16 protein-coding genes are annotated in these 17,562 nt (G+C 72.8%); 10 read left to right on the top strand and 6 right to left on the bottom strand.

What is annotated here, in order from left to right; genetic code table 11:
* Window positions 1-115 precede the first annotated feature (115 nt).
* The 5 genes from MF672_RS34650 to MF672_RS34630 form a co-directional block, all read right to left on the bottom strand.
* Window positions 116-2,179, bottom strand: coding sequence for an ABC1 kinase family protein (locus MF672_RS34650; RefSeq protein WP_242380184.1), 2,064 nt, complete (start codon window positions 2,177-2,179; stop codon window positions 116-118).
* A 63-nt stretch (window positions 2,180-2,242) separates the two neighbouring features.
* Window positions 2,243-3,169 carry an acyl-ACP desaturase gene (locus tag MF672_RS34645; RefSeq protein ID WP_407654788.1) on the bottom strand — a complete coding sequence of 309 codons (927 nt, stop codon included), beginning with the start codon at window positions 3,167-3,169 and terminating at the stop codon, window positions 2,243-2,245.
* A 131-nt stretch (window positions 3,170-3,300) separates the two neighbouring features.
* Window positions 3,301-3,759 (bottom strand): hypothetical protein, encoded by a 459-nt coding sequence (locus tag MF672_RS34640; RefSeq protein ID WP_242380189.1) that lies wholly within the window; start codon window positions 3,757-3,759, stop codon window positions 3,301-3,303.
* A 148-nt stretch (window positions 3,760-3,907) separates the two neighbouring features.
* Complete coding sequence (locus tag MF672_RS34635; RefSeq protein ID WP_242380191.1) at window positions 3,908-4,531, bottom strand: hypothetical protein; 624 nt, start codon at window positions 4,529-4,531, stop codon at window positions 3,908-3,910.
* 43 nt (window positions 4,532-4,574) lie between these two features.
* On the bottom strand, window positions 4,575-5,354 hold the full coding sequence (locus tag MF672_RS34630) for an HAD-IIA family hydrolase (protein WP_407654787.1): 780 nt from the start codon (window positions 5,352-5,354) through the stop codon (window positions 4,575-4,577).
* A gap of 60 nt (window positions 5,355-5,414) precedes the next feature.
* On the opposite strand from MF672_RS34630, the gene MF672_RS34625 reads away from it, so the two are divergent.
* From MF672_RS34625 to MF672_RS34590, 8 genes are all read left to right on the top strand, one after another.
* Window positions 5,415-6,608 carry a M20 metallopeptidase family protein gene (locus MF672_RS34625; protein WP_242380193.1) on the top strand — a complete coding sequence of 398 codons (1,194 nt, stop codon included), beginning with the start codon at window positions 5,415-5,417 and terminating at the stop codon, window positions 6,606-6,608.
* Window positions 6,605-7,570, top strand: coding sequence for a zinc-dependent alcohol dehydrogenase family protein (locus MF672_RS34620; RefSeq protein ID WP_242380195.1), 966 nt, complete (start codon window positions 6,605-6,607; stop codon window positions 7,568-7,570). Before MF672_RS34625 ends, MF672_RS34620 begins: the two co-directional genes overlap by 4 nt.
* Window positions 7,571-7,715: 145 nt before the next feature.
* Window positions 7,716-9,545, top strand: a complete 1,830-nt coding sequence (locus tag MF672_RS34615) for an ABC transporter substrate-binding protein (protein WP_242380197.1) — start codon at window positions 7,716-7,718, stop codon at window positions 9,543-9,545.
* Window positions 9,546-9,548: 3 nt separating this feature from the next.
* Window positions 9,549-10,556, top strand: a complete 1,008-nt coding sequence (locus tag MF672_RS34610) for an ABC transporter permease (protein ID WP_242380199.1) — start codon at window positions 9,549-9,551, stop codon at window positions 10,554-10,556.
* Entirely contained in the window at window positions 10,553-11,458 is a 906-nt protein-coding gene (locus MF672_RS34605) for an ABC transporter permease (RefSeq protein WP_242380200.1), read from the top strand. Before MF672_RS34610 ends, MF672_RS34605 begins: the two co-directional genes overlap by 4 nt.
* A 5-nt stretch (window positions 11,459-11,463) precedes the next feature.
* Entirely contained in the window at window positions 11,464-12,480 is a 1,017-nt protein-coding gene (locus tag MF672_RS34600; RefSeq protein ID WP_242380201.1) for an ABC transporter ATP-binding protein, read from the top strand.
* Complete coding sequence (locus MF672_RS34595) at window positions 12,477-13,502, top strand: ABC transporter ATP-binding protein (RefSeq protein WP_242380203.1); 1,026 nt, start codon at window positions 12,477-12,479, stop codon at window positions 13,500-13,502. Before MF672_RS34600 ends, MF672_RS34595 begins: the two co-directional genes overlap by 4 nt.
* Complete coding sequence (locus MF672_RS34590) at window positions 13,499-14,359, top strand: GNAT family N-acetyltransferase (RefSeq protein ID WP_242380204.1); 861 nt, start codon at window positions 13,499-13,501, stop codon at window positions 14,357-14,359. The genes MF672_RS34595 and MF672_RS34590 overlap by 4 nt, the downstream gene beginning before the upstream one ends.
* 2 nt (window positions 14,360-14,361) lie before the next feature.
* Here the strand turns inward: MF672_RS34590 and MF672_RS34585 are convergent, their stop codons facing one another.
* Entirely contained in the window at window positions 14,362-15,465 is a 1,104-nt protein-coding gene (locus MF672_RS34585) for an exo-beta-N-acetylmuramidase NamZ family protein (RefSeq protein ID WP_242380205.1), read from the bottom strand.
* Between the two features lie 58 nt (window positions 15,466-15,523).
* On the opposite strand from MF672_RS34585, the gene murQ reads away from it, so the two are divergent.
* Entirely contained in the window at window positions 15,524-16,423 is a 900-nt protein-coding gene (murQ, locus tag MF672_RS34580) for an N-acetylmuramic acid 6-phosphate etherase (RefSeq protein ID WP_242380206.1), read from the top strand.
* An 82-nt stretch (window positions 16,424-16,505) separates the two neighbouring features.
* Window positions 16,506-17,555, top strand: coding sequence for a serine hydrolase domain-containing protein (locus MF672_RS34575; protein WP_242380207.1), 1,050 nt, complete (start codon window positions 16,506-16,508; stop codon window positions 17,553-17,555).
* The last annotated feature ends 7 nt before the right edge of the window (window positions 17,556-17,562 follow it).

Raw genomic sequence — 17,562 nt, 5'->3', positions numbered from 1 at the left:
CTGCTCCCAAGGGGTTCCGGTGTTACCGGGAAACCTGCCCGATGCCGGGGATGTCCAAGACCATGCCCCGGTCAAAAGTGGTTCCCGCGCCGCAGCTCTACCCCTGGGACGGAAGTTAATCTTCAAACTTCCTGTGACGTCGGAAGATCGGCGCGAGCACCCGGAGCACGAGGATCGCGGAGATCATCAGCAGGTTGTAGCCGATGAGGTGGAACAACGAGACGCCGGTCATGATCTGCGGCCCGCCGCCGGTGCCGAGCAGCAGGACGGCCATGACGCCCGCCGTCGCCCCCAGCGCCGTGAGCAGCACCTGGTGCAGCAGCCCGGTCAGGTAGCGGCGGTCGCGCTCGTCGGCCAGCAGCCGCACGTTCAGGGCCAGCCGGCCGTGCTCGGCGGCGCTCGCGATGCGCTCGACGCGGCGGGGCAGGCGGCGCAGCATCGGCAGCAGCGCGGCCAGCTCCTGCGTGACGGTCTCCCTGATCGCGGCCGGCTCGGCGCGCTCGGCGAGGTGCCGGCCGGCGAACGCGCGGGCCTCGCCGATGAGGTCGAACCCGGGCGACAGGCGCACCAGCGTGCCCTCCAGCGTGGCCAGCGCCCGGAAGACGGCGGCCACCTCGGGCGGGATCGACAGCCCGTACGCGGTGACGATCCTGAACAGGTCGGTGAACATCTGCACGCTGTCCATGCCGGGCCCGAGGTGGCGGGCCATGAACTGGCCGAGCGCGCGTTCCAGGGCGGCCTCGTCGATGTCCTCGGGGCGGGGCACGACCTCCAGCAGGGCGTCGGTGACGGCGAGCGGGTCCTGGCGGTTCATGGCGAGCAGGAAGCGTTGCAGGGCCGAGCGGACGGCGGCGTCCAGGCGGCCGACGGAGCCGAAGTCGAGCAGGCCGAGGGTGCCGTCATCGAGCAGCATGAGGTTGCCGGGGTGCGGGTCGGCGTGGAAGACGCCGTCCACGAGGATCTGGCGGAGCAGGCAGGCGAGCAGGTCGCGGGCCAGGCGGGGGCCGTCCTCGGGCGGGGCCTCGGTGACGGGGCGGCCGGACAGGCGGCGCATGACGAGGACCCGCTCGGTGCACAGGACGGGCACCGGAGCCGGATACCTGACGCCGCCGGCCGGGCCGTCCCCGGCGCTCCCGGCCGCTCCGGCGGCCGTCGTGCCGGCACTCGTCGTGCGGGCCCCCGTCGCGCCGGCCCCCGTCGTGCCGGCCCCCGTCGTGCCGGCCGCCGTCGTGACGGCGGCCATGTTGGCGGCCTCCACCCGGAAGTCCAGCTCCTCGCGGATGGCCGCCGCGAACCCCTCCGCCAGGTCCCGCAGGCCCAGCGACCGCCCCCACCGGGTACGGGACTCCAGCGTGGCCGCCAGCCGCCGGACGATGTCCAGGTCCTTGCCCACGGCCGCCTCGATGCCCGGCCGCCGCACCTTGACGACGACGTCCTCGCCGCCGGGCAGCCGGGCGGCGTGCACCTGCCCGATGGAGGCGGCGGCCAGCGGCGTCCGCTCGACGGCGGCGAAGACCTCCTCGACCGGCCCGCCCAGCTCCTCGGTGAGCACCGGCTCGATCTGCGTCCACGGCGCCGGGGCGACCTTGTCCTGCAGCCGGCCGAGCTCCTCCACGAACTCGGGGGGCAGCAGGTCACGCCGGGTGGACAGGACCTGGCCGAGCTTGACGAACGTGACGCCGCCCTCGTCCAGCGCCAGGCGCAGGGACCTGGCCAGGCGCACCTTGCCGGGCCGGTCGTCCAGCCGCTCGCCCCGGCCGCGCAGGTAGGGGCCGAGGCCGTGCTTGACGGCGATCCGGGTGATCTGCGAGTAGCGGCGGGCCCGCGACAGGCGTCCCCGCACCGACCGCAGCAGCTCCACCGGGCCCGGCACCGAGCCGGGCGGCACCAGCGCCTCGGCCAGCACGAGCAGCACCATCGGGATGAGCACCATGGCCATCACGAGGAGCAGCAGGACGCCCAGCGCCCCGGCGTCCGGCAGGCGACCGTCCGCCGGGACCTTGAACGCCGCCAGGATCGGCGTGAGCACCGGCTGCGCCAGCGCGAAGGCGGCCAGCGCGGCCACGAACGTGCGCAGCGCGCCGAACCTGACGCCCAGCAGCCGCTGCGCCATCACGGCCAGCAGGATGATCGTCAGTAACGCGGACAGGGCGATGAACAACTGGGCCAGGACGTCCATGAGGCAGGATCATGGCACGTCCGGCCGGCCGCCATCATCCGCGGCGCCGCCGGCTTGGGGCGATCATCCCTGGCGGGCGGCGAGGCGGGCGCGGCGCTCCTCGCGGCGCTCGACGAACCTGGTGGCCGTCGCGTCGGTCTTGGCCAGGAACGCGGCCAGCTCCTCGCGGGCCCGCTCCCCCTCGGGGCCGAGGCCGGTCTTGTCGAACACCGACCACTGCCGCAGCACCGGCATGAGCACGTCGTCGAGGTGGAGCCGCAGGTCGTAGATGCCCTCGTTGGCGATGATCATGGCCTTGCGGGCGAAGCCCTCCATGCCCTGTCCCGGCATCTGGAACGTCGTGACGACGTCGGTCACCGCGCGCATCGTCTGGCCCGGGTCGAGCTCGAAGGCCGCCTTGAGCAGGTTGCGGTAGAAGAGCATGTGCAGGTTCTCGTCGGCGGCGATGCGGGCGAGCAGCCGCTCGCAGCCCTCGTCGCCGGAGGCCCTGCCGGTGTTGCGGTGCGCGATGCGGGTGGCCAGCTCCTGGAAGGAGACGTAGGCGAGCTGCTGGAGCATGGTGTTGTACTCGGTGATGAAGCCCTGGGCCATGTGGTGCATCCTGGCCCGCTCCAGCGCGACGGGGTCGACGGCGCGGGTGACGGTCAGGTAGTCGCGGATCGCGGTGCCGTGCCGGTCCTCCTCGGCCGTCCAGCGGTGCACCCAGGTGCCCCACGCGCCGTCGCGGCCGAACGTGGTGGCGATCTCATGGTGGTAGCTGGGGAGGTTGTCCTCGGTCAGGAGGTTCACGACGAGCGACACGCGGGCCGCTTCGGGGATCTTCGAGTCGCCTTCCTGCCACGCCTCGCCCCCGTAGATGCCGTCGAAGTCGCGGCCCTCGCTCCACGGGATGTACTCGTGCGGGAACCACTCCTTGGCCGTCTTCTCGTGGCGGTCGAGCTCGCCGGCCACCACGGGCTCGAGCTCGTGCAGCAGTTCCGTCTGAGTCATCGCCATAAAAGATCTTCTCCTTCAGGTTACGGTACCGTAGGTTAGGCTACCCGAAGGACATACCGGTCAAAGAGGGTGGGCGTATATGACTTGGTGTGAATTATGTCCATCCACGTGCCGCCATGTCCGGGTCAGTCGCCGTGCCGGTGCAGTAACCGGTCGAGCTTGATGCCGAGGTCGAGCATCTCGGAGCGCACGGACGCGAACTCCTGAGCCATCTCGGCCCGCACCCCGTCGAGCCCTTCGGCCACGTCCGTCCGCAGGTCGTTCAGGTCGGCGGACACGTCGGCGGACACGCCTGCGGACCCGCCCGGGCACGGCCGCGCGGGCGGGCCGATCGCCCGGCGCACGCCCTCGACCTCGGTCTGCAGGGCCGCGATGTCCTGGCCCACCTCGGCGCCGACGACGCCGATGCGGCCGCGGAGCGCCGCTATCTCCTTCTGGAGGTGCCGGGTCCTGTCGTTGATCTCGCGCAGCAGCTCCGCCTGGCGGCCCAGCTCCGGGTTCGGGTCCGCGTCCGGCGCGCCGCGGCCGACCTCCAGGTCCTCAACACGGAGCTTCAAGTCGAGGATCTCCGTCTCCACATCCACGCACGTCCGCCTTCTCCCTTGGATCCGTGGTCGCCCGATCGCTTTCCGTAACGATCGTAACCACGTCTCCCGCCCCCGGGCCCCGGTTCCCGCAGATCGGGCGGGTCGAGGACGAACATGCTGGAGCCCCCGGCCGGGCGGGGAACGCTCAGCTCTTGTCCTCGATCTCCCAGAGGTGGTCGAGGACGTGCCAGACGACGCGGCGCAGGGCGTAGCGGGGCGGCCAGCCGGTGGCCAGGGGCGGCCCCCAGGGACGCGCGAGGGTGGCGGCCAGCTCCTCGCGCATGGCGTCCCGGTCGCCCGCCGTCCGGTACGGCTTGTGCCGCACCCCCACCTTGCGCGCGTAGGCGCGTTCGGCCTCCACCACGTGGTCCACGACCCGGTCCCGGTCGCGCCCGCCGCCGCGCGGGCCCTTGCGCAGCTCCGCCGGGGCGAGGCCGGCGACCTCGTCGAAGAGCTCCCAGGCGGCGCGCATCAGCGCCACGTCCCGCTCGGCCTCGGCGGCGGTCACCGGCTCCAGGTCCAGCTCCGGCACGGCGGCCGGGGCGCCGAAGTCGGTGGTGGGGGTGCCCGGCACCCGGGCCACCACCTCCGGCTCCCCCGGCGCGAACGGCACGCCGGCCCGCTCGGCGACGGCGCGGTAGCGGGCGGCGTAGTCCGCCAGGCGGTCGAGGGCCGCCTCCTCGCCCTTGTCCACCCGGGCCCAGCCGGGCCAGTCGAGCGAGCAGGCGAACACCTTCTTGGGGCCGGTCTCCAGATACACGCGGTTCATGACGCCCCAGCCTGCCGGTCGTACCTGTCGGAAGCCGTCAGGTTCAGATGAGGTCGATGAGGTCGGCGACCGAGTCGACGACGAGCGAGGGTCGGTAGGGGTAGCGGTCGATCTGGTCGCGCTGGGTGACGCCGGTGAGGACGAGGATCGTGTAGAGCCCCGCCTCCATGCCGGAGACGACGTCGGTGTCCATGCGGTCGCCGATCATCGCGGTGGTCTCGCTGTGGGCCTCGATGTCGTTGAGCGCGCTGCGCATCATGCGGGGATTGGGCTTGCCGACGAAGTAGGGGGCGACGCCGGTGGCCTTGGTGATGAGGGCGGCGACCGCGCCGCAGGCGGGCAGGGAGCCCTCGGTGGAGGGGCCGATGGGGTCGGGGTTGGTGGCGATGAAGCGGGCGCCGTTCTCGATGAGGCGGATGGCCCGGGTGATCTGGGTGAAGCTGTAGGTGCGGGTCTCGCCGAGCACGACGTAGTCGGGGTCGAGGTCGGTCAGGACGTAGCCGACCTCGTGCAGGGCGGTGGTGAGCCCCGCCTCGCCGATCACGTACGCCGACCCGCCCGGCCGCTGGTCGTCGAGGAACTGGGCGGTGGCCAGGGCGGAGGTCCAGATGGACTCGGCGGGCACGTCGAGGCCCGCGCCGGCCAGGCGCACGGACAGGTCGCGCTGCGTGTAGATCGAGTTGTTGGTCAGCACCCGGAACTTCTTGCCGGACTCGCTGAGCCGCTTGATGAACACGTCCGCCCCGGGCACCGGCCGCCCCTCGTGGACGAGGACGCCGTCCATGTCGGACAACCAGGAATCGATCCGCTTACGCTGAGTCACCCGCCCATCGTACCGACGCGCCTTGTCGACTTCCGTGCCGGTAGGTGAACAATGTTCTTCATGTCGTTCATGGAATCCGCGCAGGACATGCGGGACGAACTCGTACAGCTCAGGCACTCGCTGCACACCACGCCGGAGCTCGGCCTCCACCTGCCCCGCACCCAGGAGAAGGTGCTGGCGGCGCTGGACGGGCTGCCGCTGGAGATCAGGACCGGCACGGCGCTCAGCTCGGTGACGGCGGTGCTGCGCGGCGGCCGGCCGGGGCCCGCGGTGCTGCTGCGGGGCGACATGGACGCGCTGCCGGTGACGGAGAAGAACGACCTGCCCTACGTCTCCCAGCTGCCCGGCCAGATGCACGCCTGCGGCCACGACCTGCACACCGCGATGCTGGCGGGCGCGGCGCGGCTGCTGAGCGCGCGGCGCGACGAGCTGGCGGGCGACGTGGTCTTCATGTTCCAGCCGGGCGAGGAGGGCCACGAGGGCGCCAAGTACATGATCGACGAGGGCGTGCTGGAGGCGGCGGGGTCGCGGCCGGTGGCGGCGTACGGGATGCACGTGGTGTCGTCGATGTTGCCGACCGGGCTGTTCACCTCCCGGCCTGGGCCGATCATGGCGGCGGCCGACGTGTTCTGCGTGACGGTGAAGGGGCGCGGCGGCCACGGGTCGAGCCCGCACCGGGCGCTGGACCCGATCCAGGCGGGCTGCGAGATGGTGACCGCGCTGCAGACGATGGTGACCAGGACGTTCGACGTGTTCGACCCCGTGGTGGTGACGGTGGGCAGCTTCCACGGCGGCTCGGCCGACAACGTCATCCCGGACGAGGCCCGCTTCGAGGCGACCGTGCGCACGTTCAGCAAGGACAACCGGACGCTGGTCAAGCGACGGCTGGTGGAGGTGGTCGAGGGGATCGCGGCGGCGCACGGCCTGACGGCCGAGACGTCGTTCGGCATGGGCTACCCGGTGACGGTGAACGACGGCGACGAGGCCGCCTTCGTCGGGCGGACCGCGGACGAGCTGTTCGGCCCCGGCCGCTACTTCGTCGCGCCGCAGCCGGTGATGGGGTCGGAGGACTTCTCGTACGTGCTGGAGCGGGTACCGGGCGCGTTCACGTTCCTGGGGGCGTGCCCGCCGGACCGGGACCCGGCCACCGCCCCCTACAACCACTCCCCCGAGGCGGTCTTCGACGACGCGGTCCTGACCGACGGGGCCGCCCTGTACGCCACCCTGGCGGCGGCGAGGCTGAGCGCGGCATGAGGGCGTGGGTGGTGCGCGAGCCGGGCCCGATGGCGTCCGGCCCGCTGGAGCTGGTCGAGCGGGACGTGCCCGAGCCGGGCCCCGGCGAGGTGCTGGTGCGGGTGGAGGCCTGCGGCGTGTGCCGGACGGACCTGCACCTGGCCGAGGGCGACCTGCTCCCCCGCCGCCCGCGCACCACCCCCGGCCACCAGGCGGTGGGCCGGGTCGAGGGCAGCGGCCGGCGGGTCGGCGTGGCCTGGCTCCGCTCCACCTGCGGCAGGTGCCGCTACTGCCTGCGGGGCATGGAGAACCTGTGCCCCTCCTCCGCCTACACCGGCTGGGACGCCGACGGCGGGTTCGCCGAGTACCTGGTCGCGCCCGAGGACTACGTCTACGACCTGCCGGACGGCGTGCCCGCCGAGCGCCTGGCCCCGCTGCTGTGCGCGGGCATCATCGGCTACCGGGCGCTGGCCCGCTGCGACCTGCCGCCGGGCGGCCGGCTCGGCATCTACGGCTTCGGCGCCTCGGCGCACCTGACGGCGCAGGCGGCCATCGCGCAGGGCGCGACCGTGCACGCGGTGACCAGGTCGGCCGCCTCCCGCCGGCTGGCGCTGGAGCTGGGCGCGGCCTCGGCGGGCGACCGGCCGCCCGAGCCGCTGGACGCGGCCATCCTGTTCGCGCCGGTCGGCGACCTGGTGCCGCCGGCGCTGGAGGCCCTGGACCGGGGCGGCACGCTGGCGGTGGCCGGCATCCACCTGAGCGACATCCCGGTGCTGAACTACGAGCGGCACCTGTTCCAGGAGCGCACGCTGCGCAGCGTCACGGCCAACACGCGGGCCGACGGGCGGGCGTACCTGGAGCTGGCGCTGGCGCACCCGCCGCACGTGACAACGGCGCCCTATCCCCTTGAAGCGGCCGACCGGGCGCTGACCGATCTGGCGAACGACCAGGTCAGCGGCGCGGCGGTGCTGCTCGTCGGCTGAAGTTTTACTTGATGGCGCTTAGCGCCACTCCGTACACTCATGAAGGAAAGTTACATTAGCCTCACAGTCTCTGGAGATTATTGACGCCTTCCGGACGCGATCGTAAGGTCCGGTCAATCCCTTGAGACATCCCCCGGAGCGGCAAATGAAGCGACTGGCAGCGGTAGTGACGTTGCTGGGCCTTGCCGCCGCGACAGCGGCGTGCAGCGGTGGTTCGACCAACAAGTCCGGCGGCACGGGCGGCGGTGGCGGGCTCTTCACCACCATCGACGTGAACCGGCCGGGCCTGGAGGCTTCCGCCCCGGCCAACCCGTACAACCCCAAAGGCAACTCCTTCCCGGGCTACAGCTCCATGAAGCTCGGCTGGGTCAAGAACCACCTCACCGACCCCAACCAGGCCCTCCCCGGCATCGCGGCCAGCTGGGAGATCGCCCCCGACAACTCCGCCATCACGCTGAAGCTCCAGCCGAACGCGAAGTGGTCCGACGGCAAGCCCGTCACCGCCGACGACGTCAAGCTGTCGATCGGCATCGCCTACACGCAGGGCAGCACGGCCTTCTCCGTCACGCCCGGCGCGGCCGGCGCCGCCGCCGAGGTGACCGTGGTGGACCCGCAGACCGTCAAGGTCACGCAGGACATGGCCAACCCGAGCCCCAAGTTCGCCCGGGGCGTCCTCGACACCACCGTCCTGCCCGCGCACGTGTGGAGCAGCGTGCTGCCGGCCGACTTCTGGGACAAGCTGAAGGCCGCCCGCGGCGAGGGCGCCGACGCCGAGAAGGCCCGCGAGGAGATCACCGGCCTGGGTGAGAAGGTCATCGCCTTCGCCCCGCCGAAGGACGTCTCCGCCGGGCCGTTCGTGCTGGAGCGGGTCAACCCCTCCGAGGCGCTGCTGGTCAAGAACAAGTACTTCTACAACGCCGCGAACGTCGCGCCGGCGCAGGTGAAGTTCCTCAACTACACCGGCAACGAGCAGATCTGGAACTACCTCATCGCCGGCAAGCTCGACCACGCCGGCTTCACGGCCGCGCCGACCGACGTGATGAACCGGATCAAGCAGGCGCCCGGCAACGAGGTCATCAAGGGCTACTCGCCGGTCGCCGTGGGCATGGCCTTCAACCAGTCCAAGAAGCCGTACGACAACGTGCACGTGCGCCGCGGCCTGGCCTACCTCATCGACCGCGACCAGGTCACCAAGGTCGCCTCGCCCGAGGGCGGCACCCCGGCGCTCACCACGAGCGGCATCCACCAGAAGGCCGCCCAGGCGTGGATCCCGGACACGCTGCCCAAGCTGGAGCAGTACAAGCCGGACGTGGCCAAGGCCGAGGCGGAGTTCAAGCAGGCCGGCCTGGTCAAGAAGGACGGCAAGTGGGCCCTCGCCGACGGCTCGGCGTGGAAGGTCTCCATGCACGCGCCCTCCGGCTTCTCCGACTGGCTGTCGGCGCAGGAGAACATCAAGAGCCAGCTCGTCAAGGCCGGCGTGGACGCCGAGGTCGTCACGACCGCGGACTACCCGCTCTACCTGGAGGAGCTGAACGCCGGCAAGTACGAGGTCGGCTTCTGGCTGATGGCGCTCGGCCCCGCGCCGTACGACATCTTCCAGCGCCTCTACGGCGCCTCCAACGGCTGGGCCAACGTGGCCGGCAAGGTGGAGCACTCCGCGCCCGGCAAGAACGGCAACTGGATGGGCGGCCCCGAGGAGATCGAGGTCGGCGGCCAGAAGATCAACCCGGGTGAGCTGACGGCCAAGCTGAACTCCTCCGACGAGGCGGCCGCCAAGCCGATCATGGCCCAGCTCGCGCAGGCCGCCAACCAGGACCTGCCGGTCATCCAGCTCTGGGACTACGTCAACACCCAGTTCGTCAACAACAGCCGCTTCACCGGCTGGCCGCACGACGACTCCATCCTGCGGATGGGCACCGGCGTGCTGCCCTCCGGCGTGTGGATCCAGCAAGGTCTGATCAAGGCGAAGCAGTAGCCTATGACGCTCATCGCACGGCGACTCGCGGGCCACCTGGCCCGCGGGTTCGTCATGATCCTGGTCGTCGCGACGATCAGTTTCTTCATCATCAACAACATCCCGGGCGACCCCATGGCCGCCCGCTACGAGAAGCTGGTCGAGGGCGGCATGGCCCCGGAGGCCGCCCGCCAGGCCGTCAAGGTGCTGTACGGCTTCCAGCCGGACGGCACGCTGTGGCAGCAGTACACCGAGTTCATCGGCGGCCTGTTCCGCCTCGACCTCGGCGTCTCGGTCAGCCGGCCCGGCACCCCCGTGCTCGACGTGCTGACGGACGCGGCCAAGTGGACCGTTCTACCCGTGCTGGCCGGCACGCTGCTGAGCTTCCTCGTCGGGATCATCCTCGGCGTGTACGCCGCGATCAAGCGCACCGGCCGGCTCGGCGACGCGCTGTCCGTCTCGGGCTCGCTGCTGCACGGCGTCCCGCAGTACGTGCTGGCGCTGCTGCTCACGATGATCTTCGCGACGCTGCTCGGCGTGCTGCCCGCGGACGGCTCGGTGGACATCCTCTACGAGCCCGGCTGGAACGCCGGCTACCTCGGCTCGCTCGTCGAGCACGCCCTGCTGCCGGTGCTCACCTACGCGCTGTCGGCCTACGGCGGCTGGATCCTGGCGATGAAGTCGTCGGTGGTCACCGTGCTCGGCGACGACTTCATCCTGGCCGCCGAGCTGCGCGGCATGAAGCGCTCGATCGTCTTCCGCTACATCGCGCGCAACGCGATCCTGCCGCTGTTCACCATGCTCGCCCTGTCGCTGGGCCTGCTGCTCGGCGGCGCGGTGTTCATCGAGAAGATCTTCAACTATCCCGGGCTCGGCTGGCTGCTCATCGGCGCCGTCAACGACCGGGACTACGCTCTGATGGGCGGCGCGTTCCTGCTCATCACCGTCGGCACCATTCTCGCCAACATCGTCGCCGACCTGTTCTACACGGTCATCGACCCGCGGGTGCGCAGCGGGGAGGAGGTTTCGTGAGCGCGACGCTCATCCCCGAGACCGGATCGGCCGCCTCGACGCTGCGCCGCAACTTCTGGCGCGGCGTGTGGCGGGTGATGCGGCGCAAGCCGAGCCGCCTGGTCGGCGTGGTCATCCTGGCCGCGTTCGTGCTCATGGCGGTCCTCGGGCCGATGCTGCTGCCGAGCCCGCTGCCCAACGACCCCACGGCGATCACCCAGCCGCCGAGCGCCGAGCACTGGTTCGGCACCGACCCGCAGGGCCGCGACGTGCTCGCGCTGGTCGTCACCGGCTCCCGGTACGTGCTGCTGACCGCGGCGATCACCGCGCTCATCACCGTCGTGGCCGGCACCTCGATCGGCCTGTTCTCCGGCTTCAAGCGGGGCCGCTGGGACACCGTGCTCATGCGGCTGACCGACATGAAGCTCACCATCCCCGGCCTGCCGCTGCTGCTGGTGCTGGCCACCGTGTGGCGCTTCGGCAGCCCGTGGCAGATGGGCCTGGTGCTCGGCCTGCTCGGCTGGGGCGGCGTGGCGCGGGCGGTGCGCTCGCAGACGTTGTCGCTGCGCGAGCGCGGCTTCATCGAGGCGGCGCGCGGGCTCGGGCTGTCCACGACGCACATCATCGGCAAGGAGCTGCTGCCGAGCATGGCGCCGTACATCGCGATGAACATGCTCATCGCGGTCACCGGCGCGGTCTACTCGCAGGTCGGCCTGTTCTTCCTGGGCGTGCTGCCGTACGAGTCGGACAACTGGGGCGTCATGCTCAACCTGGCCGTGTTCCAGGCGGGCGCGCTGATCACCCCGAACGCGATCGGCTACCTGCTCGGGCCGCTGCTGGCGATCCTGCTGCTGACGCTGGCCATCGTGCTCGTCGTGGACGCGATGGACGAGATCTTCAACCCCCGGCTGCGCGAGGAGTAGTGCAGGTGAGCAAGCAAGCGCCGGGAGTGCGCATCGACGGCCTCACGGTCGTCTACAAGACCCCCGCCGGGGAGCTGCCCGCGGTCAGGGGCGTCACGCTGACGCTGGAGCCGGGCTCGATCACCGGCATCGTGGGCGAGTCCGGGTCGGGCAAGTCCACGCTGGCGCTGTCGCTGCTGAACGCGGTGCAGCCGCCCGGCCGGATCGCGGCCGGCAGCGTGGAGATCGACGGGCTCGGCGACGTGGTCGGGCTGCGCGGCGAGGACCTGCGCAAGGCCCGCGGCGCGCACGTCGGCTACGTCTTCCAGGCCGCCCAGAACTCCCTCAACCCGCTCAAGACGGTCGGCAAGCAGCTCCTCGACCTCGGCCGCTCGCACGGCGTGGCCGACCTGCGCGGCCTGGTGCGCGAGGCGAAGGAGCTGCTGAGCCGCATGGGCCTCGACGGGGCCAGAGTGCTCGACTCGCACCAGCACGAGCTGTCGGGCGGCATGCGCCAGCGCGTCGGCATCATGCTGGCGCTGGTGCTCAACGCCCACCTGGTGGTGCTGGACGAGCCGACGACCGCGCTCGACATGATCACCCAGGCCAACATCCTGAAGATCGTGCGCGAGGTGCACGCCGAGCGCGGGCTGACCACGCTGGTCATCACGCACGACATCGGCGTGGTGGCGGAGGTCGCCGACCGGCTGGCCGTCATGTACGGCGGGCGGCTGGTCGAGCAGGGGCCGACGCGGGAGGTGCTGGGGGCGCCGCGGCACCCGTACACGCGGGGCCTGATCCAGGCCATCCCCCGGCTGACCGGCGACCTCGACGAGGCGCGGGCGCTGCCCGGCCGGCCGCCGACGCTGGCGACCGTGCCGAAGGAGGGCTGCGTGTTCAGGGAGCGCTGCCCGCTGCGCATGGACGTGTGCGACACCGTGGACCCCGAGGCGATCGCCGACGGGCCGCGCGTGGTCGCCTGCCACGCCGTGCACGCGCCCGCCCCGAGGGCCGAGGACATCGCGACGAAGGAGCACGCGTGATCACCGGGACCGGTGTCGTCAAGACGTTCAAGCAGCGCGGCAAGGTGCTCGGCGCCCGCGAGGTGCGGGCGCTGCGCGGGGTCGACTTCGCCATCCCCAAGGGCGGGGCGGCCTCGTTCATCGGGGAGTCCGGCTGCGGCAAGACCACGCTGGGGCGGATCATCGCGGGGCTGGAGACGCACGACGAGGGCGAGATCGTCATCGACGGCGTCGAGCTGTCGGGGCTGCGGCCCAAGCAGCGCCAGCCGCACTTCCGCAAGATCCAGATGATCCACCAGGACCCGTACTCGGCGCTGAACCCGACCCGCACCATCCACCAGACGCTGCACGCGCCGCTCGCCCTGCGGGCGCGGCAGACCGGCCGGTCGAAGGCGTGGATGGAGGAGCGGGCGGCCGAGGTGCTGTCGCTGGTCGGGCTGGACCCGGGCACGGTGCTGTCGCGCTACCCGCACCAGCTCTCCGGCGGCATGCGGCAGCGGGTGGTCATCGCGCGGGCGCTGACGGTGGACCCGGAGATGCTGGTCGCCGACGAGGCCGTGTCGATGATCGACGTCTCGCTGCGGCTCGGCATCCTGGCGCTGCTGAAGGACCTGCGCGAGCGGCTGGGCGTGAGCGTGCTGTTCATCACGCACGACGTGGCCACCGCCCGTTACGTCGGCGACGACGGCGAGCTGTACGTGATCTACCGGGGGCAGGTGGTCGAGCGCGGCCCGGTGGACACGGTGATCGCCGACCCGGTGCACCCGTACACGCAGGCGCTGCTGTCGGCCATCCCCGTGCTGCACGGCCTGGAGCAGCCGGGCGAGCAGCCGGTGACGCCGCTGGAGTCGCTGGACGAGAGCCAGGCCGACGAGGGCTGCCTGTTCGCCCGCCGCTGCCCGTTCCGCGGCGAGCGGTGCACCGCCGAGCGGCCGCTGCTGCAGCTCACCGAGGGGATCCCGCAGGAGCACGCGTGCTTCTACCCCGAGCGGCGCAGCGTGATCGCGCGTCCCGTCAGCTCGTCCGCGGGCTCTTCCCTGTGATCGCCGTCGAGGCGGGGCCCGCGGAGCTCGCGGAGGCGGCCCGGGTCGCGGAGGCGGCGCTGACGCTCGACCCCGGGCAGGGGGCCGCGCTGGTCGGGCGGCTGTCCCGGCCGCCGGCCACCCGCACGTGGACCGCCCTGGTGGTGGACGGCGGCGTGGCGATGGTGTCGCTGTCGGACAAGGACCCGGCGGCCGGGCACCTCGACCTGCTGGCGGTGCACCCGTCCGCGCGGGGCGAGGGGCGCGGCCGGGCGCTGGTGCGGGCGGCCGAGGAGTGGTTGCGCGAGCGCGGCGCCCGCGAGGCGCGCTGGGCCGGCAACCCGCCCTGCTACGCCTGGCCCGGCGTGGACGTCCGCTACACCGCCGCCGCCTGCCTGGCCGAGAGCCTCGGCTACGAGCGCTACCACGTGGCCTGGAACATGACGGCCGACCTGGCCGGCGACCTGGGCACCGAGGACGACCTCGCCCGGCTGGAGCGGGCCGGGGTGGCGGTGCGGGCGGCGCTCGGCGCCGAGCGGGAGCGGGTGGCGGCGTTCGTCGCCCGGCACTGGAACGAGCGGTGGGCGTGGGAGGCGGCCAACGCCTCCGGGCTGCACTACGCCGAGCGCGACGGGGAGATCCTGGCCTTCGCCGCCTGGGGGGCGCGGCCTGCCTGGTTCGGGCCGATGGGCACCGCGCCGGCCGCCCGGGGGCTCGGGCTCGGCCGGGTGCTGCTGCGCAGGTGCCTGGCCGAGCAGCGGGCCGCCGGGCAGGCCGACGCCCAGATCGGCTGGGTCGGGCCGTTGCGGTTCTACTCGCGGGCCGTGGGCGCGCGGGCGGAGCGCGTCTTCTGGCTCTACCGGCGCGATCTGGCGTGATGTCACCGGTAGAGCAGCGGTCCCTGAGGGGTGCCCGGCGGGGGGCACAGCTCGCGCGGGTCCTCGCCGGCCTCCAGGCTCCGGGTCAGCTCGCCGGAGCCCCACAGGTGGTCCAGGGTGGGCAGCAGGCGCAGGTCGTCCGGGTAGAGGGCGCGGGCCACGTGCAGCATCGACACGCCGGTCAGCACCGGCTGGAACGCCTCGCGGTCGTGCACGTGGAGCTGGACGCCGCGCACCGGCGTCCCGGCGTGCTTGTGGAAGGTGGGGGTGAACCAGACCTCGCGGAAGCGCACGCCGGGCAGGCCGAGCGCGGCGAGCGCGGGGGCCAGGCGGGCGTCCGCGTACGGGGCCCCGACCAGCTCGAACGGCCGGGTCGTGCCGCGGCCCTCGGAGAAGTTCGTGCCCTCGAACAGGCAGGTGCCCGGGTAGACGAGGGCGGTGTCGGGGGTCGGCATGTTGACCGAGGGCATCACCCAGGGCAGGCCGGTCGCCTCGTACGGCGTGCCGCGCCGCCAGCCCTCCATCTCCACGACGGTCAGGTCCACGTCGAACCCGAACAGCCGGGCCAGCTCCCCGGCGGTCAGCGCGTGCCGCACCGGGATGGGGAAGCGGCCGACGAAACTGGCGTAGGCGGGGTCCAGCTCCGGACCCTCGGTGACGGCGCCGCCGAGCGGGTTGGGCCGGTCCAGCACCACGAAGCGCAGGCCGAGCCGGCCCGCCGAGGCCAGCAGGTCGTACATCGTCCAGACGTAGGTGTAGAAGCGCGCGCCCACGTCGGCGATGTCGAAGAGCAGGGTGTCCACGCCGGCGGCGGCCACGGCCGCGTCCAGCTCCCGGCCGGACAGCTTGTAGGTGTTGTGCACCGGCAGCCCGGTGCGTTCGTCCACGGCGTCGGCCTCGCCGCCGTCGGCCTGGGCGGTGCCGCGCAGGCCGTGCTCGGGGCCGAACAGGGCGGTCAGCGGCGCGCCGGCGGCCAGCAGCGCCTCCGCCGTGGGGGTCAGGTCGGGCAGCACGCCGGTGGGGTTCGTGACGAGGCCGAGGCGGGTACCTCCCGCGAGCGCGGGTTCCGCCGCCAGCCGTTCAGCTCCGGTACGCACAAGAGTCATGAAGCCATTGTGGTGAAAGATATTTACAAGATGGAAGAAGAGGGTGGAAATTAGCGTCATGATTGAGCCGCTACCCGAGCTGTCCACCGAGCAGAGCGATCCCCGCTACAGCCAGATCGACCGGCTGCCGACGGAGCAGATCGCCCGACTGATGAACCAGGCCGACGCCGCCGTGCCGGCGGCCGTGGCCGTGGCCATCCCGGCGATCTCGGGCGCCGTCGACGCGATCTCCGCCCGCATGGCGCAGGGCGGCCGGCTCCTCTACGTCGGCGCCGGCACGTCGGGACGCCTGGCCGTGCTGGACGCCAGCGAGTGCCCGCCCACGTTCGGCACGGACCCGTCGCTGGTCCAGGGCGTCATCGCGGGCGGGCCCGAGGCGCTGACCCGCTCCGTGGAGGGGGCGGAGGACGACGCCGAGGCGGGCGCCGCCGCCCTGAAGGACCTGGACGTGGGCCCGCTGGACTCCGTGGTCGGCGTCTCCGCCAGCGGACGAGCCCCTTTCGTGCTGGGCGCGCTGGCGGAGGCGGCCGGCCGCGGCGCGCTCACCGTCGGCTTGTCGTGCAACGACGGCGCGCCGCTGTCGGCCGCCGCCGAGCACGCCATCGAGGTGGTCGTGGGACCCGAGGTGGTGACCGGCTCGACGCGGCTGAAGGCGGGCACGGCCCAGAAGCTCGTGCTCAACATGATCTCCACGATCAGCATGGTCAAGCTCGGCCGCACCTACGGGAACAAGATGGTCGAGATGTCGGCGATGAACGCGAAGCTGGCGGACCGGGCGCTGCGCATGGTCCGCGACATCACGGGCGCCGACCCGGAGACGGCGGGGGCGGCGCTGGACGCGGCCGGCGGGCGGACGAAGGTGGCGGTCCTGATGATCCGGCACGGCATCGACGCCGACGCCGCCCGCGCCCTGCTGGCCTCGCACGGCGAGCGCCTGAGTGACGCGCTGAGCGGCTGAGCCCTCGCGCGGGGGGCTGGACAGGGAACGGGCGAGGGGCCGGAGAGGGGAACGGGCGAGGGTGGACGGCGGGAAGGGACCGATGGACGGGCTTGCGGCGATCCTCGCGGGGGTGGTGCCGCGGGTCTGCCCGGCCGCGGTGGCGATGATCGCCGTGGCCGGCGAGGTCGCCGCCACGGCCGCCGCGGGCGAGCTGGTGCGTTACGCCGATGCCACCGGCGCCCTGGCCGCGGTCCGGCCGCCCGCGCTCCCCGGCTCGATCTTCGACCTGGCCTCGGTCAGCAAGCTGTTCACCACGGCCGTGCTGCTCTCCCTGGCCGAGGAGGGCCGGCTCGGCCTGGACGAGCCGGCCGCCGCCTGGCTGCCCGGCCTCGACGCCCGCATCACGCCGCGCCGGCTGCTCACGCACACCGCGGGCCTGCCGCCCACCCGCCGCATCGACCTGGAGCTGCCGGCCGCGTCCGCCGCCGAGCGGCTGGCGGCGATGACGGCCACGCCGATCACGCACCCGGTGGGCGGCCCGTACCTCTACAGCGACGTCGGCATGGTACTGGCCGGCCGGATCGCCGAGCTGGCCGGGGGCGCGCCGCTCGACGCGCTGGTCCGCGACCGGGTGACCGCCGTGCTCGGCCTGCCCGACACCGGCTACCGCCCCCGGGACCCCGGCCGGGTGGCGGCCACCGAGTGGAAGGCCGAGCGGCCGGGGCCCGGCTGCGTGCGCGGCGAGGTGCACGACGAGACCGCGTACGCGCTGGGCGGCGTGGCCGGGCACGCGGGCCTGTTCGCCACCGCCGCCGACCTGCTGGCCTTCGGCGAGACGCTGCGCCGCGGCGGCGGGCCGGTGCTGCGGCCGGAGAGCGTGGCCGAGATGACCCGCGACCAGGGCGCGACCGGCGCGCCCTTCCGGCACGGGCTCGGGGTGCGGCTCGGCGACCCGGCCATCGCCGGGCCGTTCACGGGCTCGTACGGCCACTCGGGCTTCACCGGCACCTCGCTCGTCGTGGACCCCGGCCGCCGCCTCACGGTGGTGCTGCTGACCAACGCCGTGCACCCGGTGCGGGGCCGCGACGGCATCCGCGACCTCCGCCACGCGGTCGCCGCCGAGGCCCTGCGCCTGTCCGCGACCGGCTGACGGGCGG

Source organism: Actinomadura luzonensis, assembly GCF_022664455.2.
Classification (GTDB): domain Bacteria; phylum Actinomycetota; class Actinomycetes; order Streptosporangiales; family Streptosporangiaceae; genus Nonomuraea; species Nonomuraea luzonensis.
The sequence above is the reverse complement of the archived record's forward strand: the minus strand, read 5'-3'. Positions and strand labels throughout refer to the sequence as shown.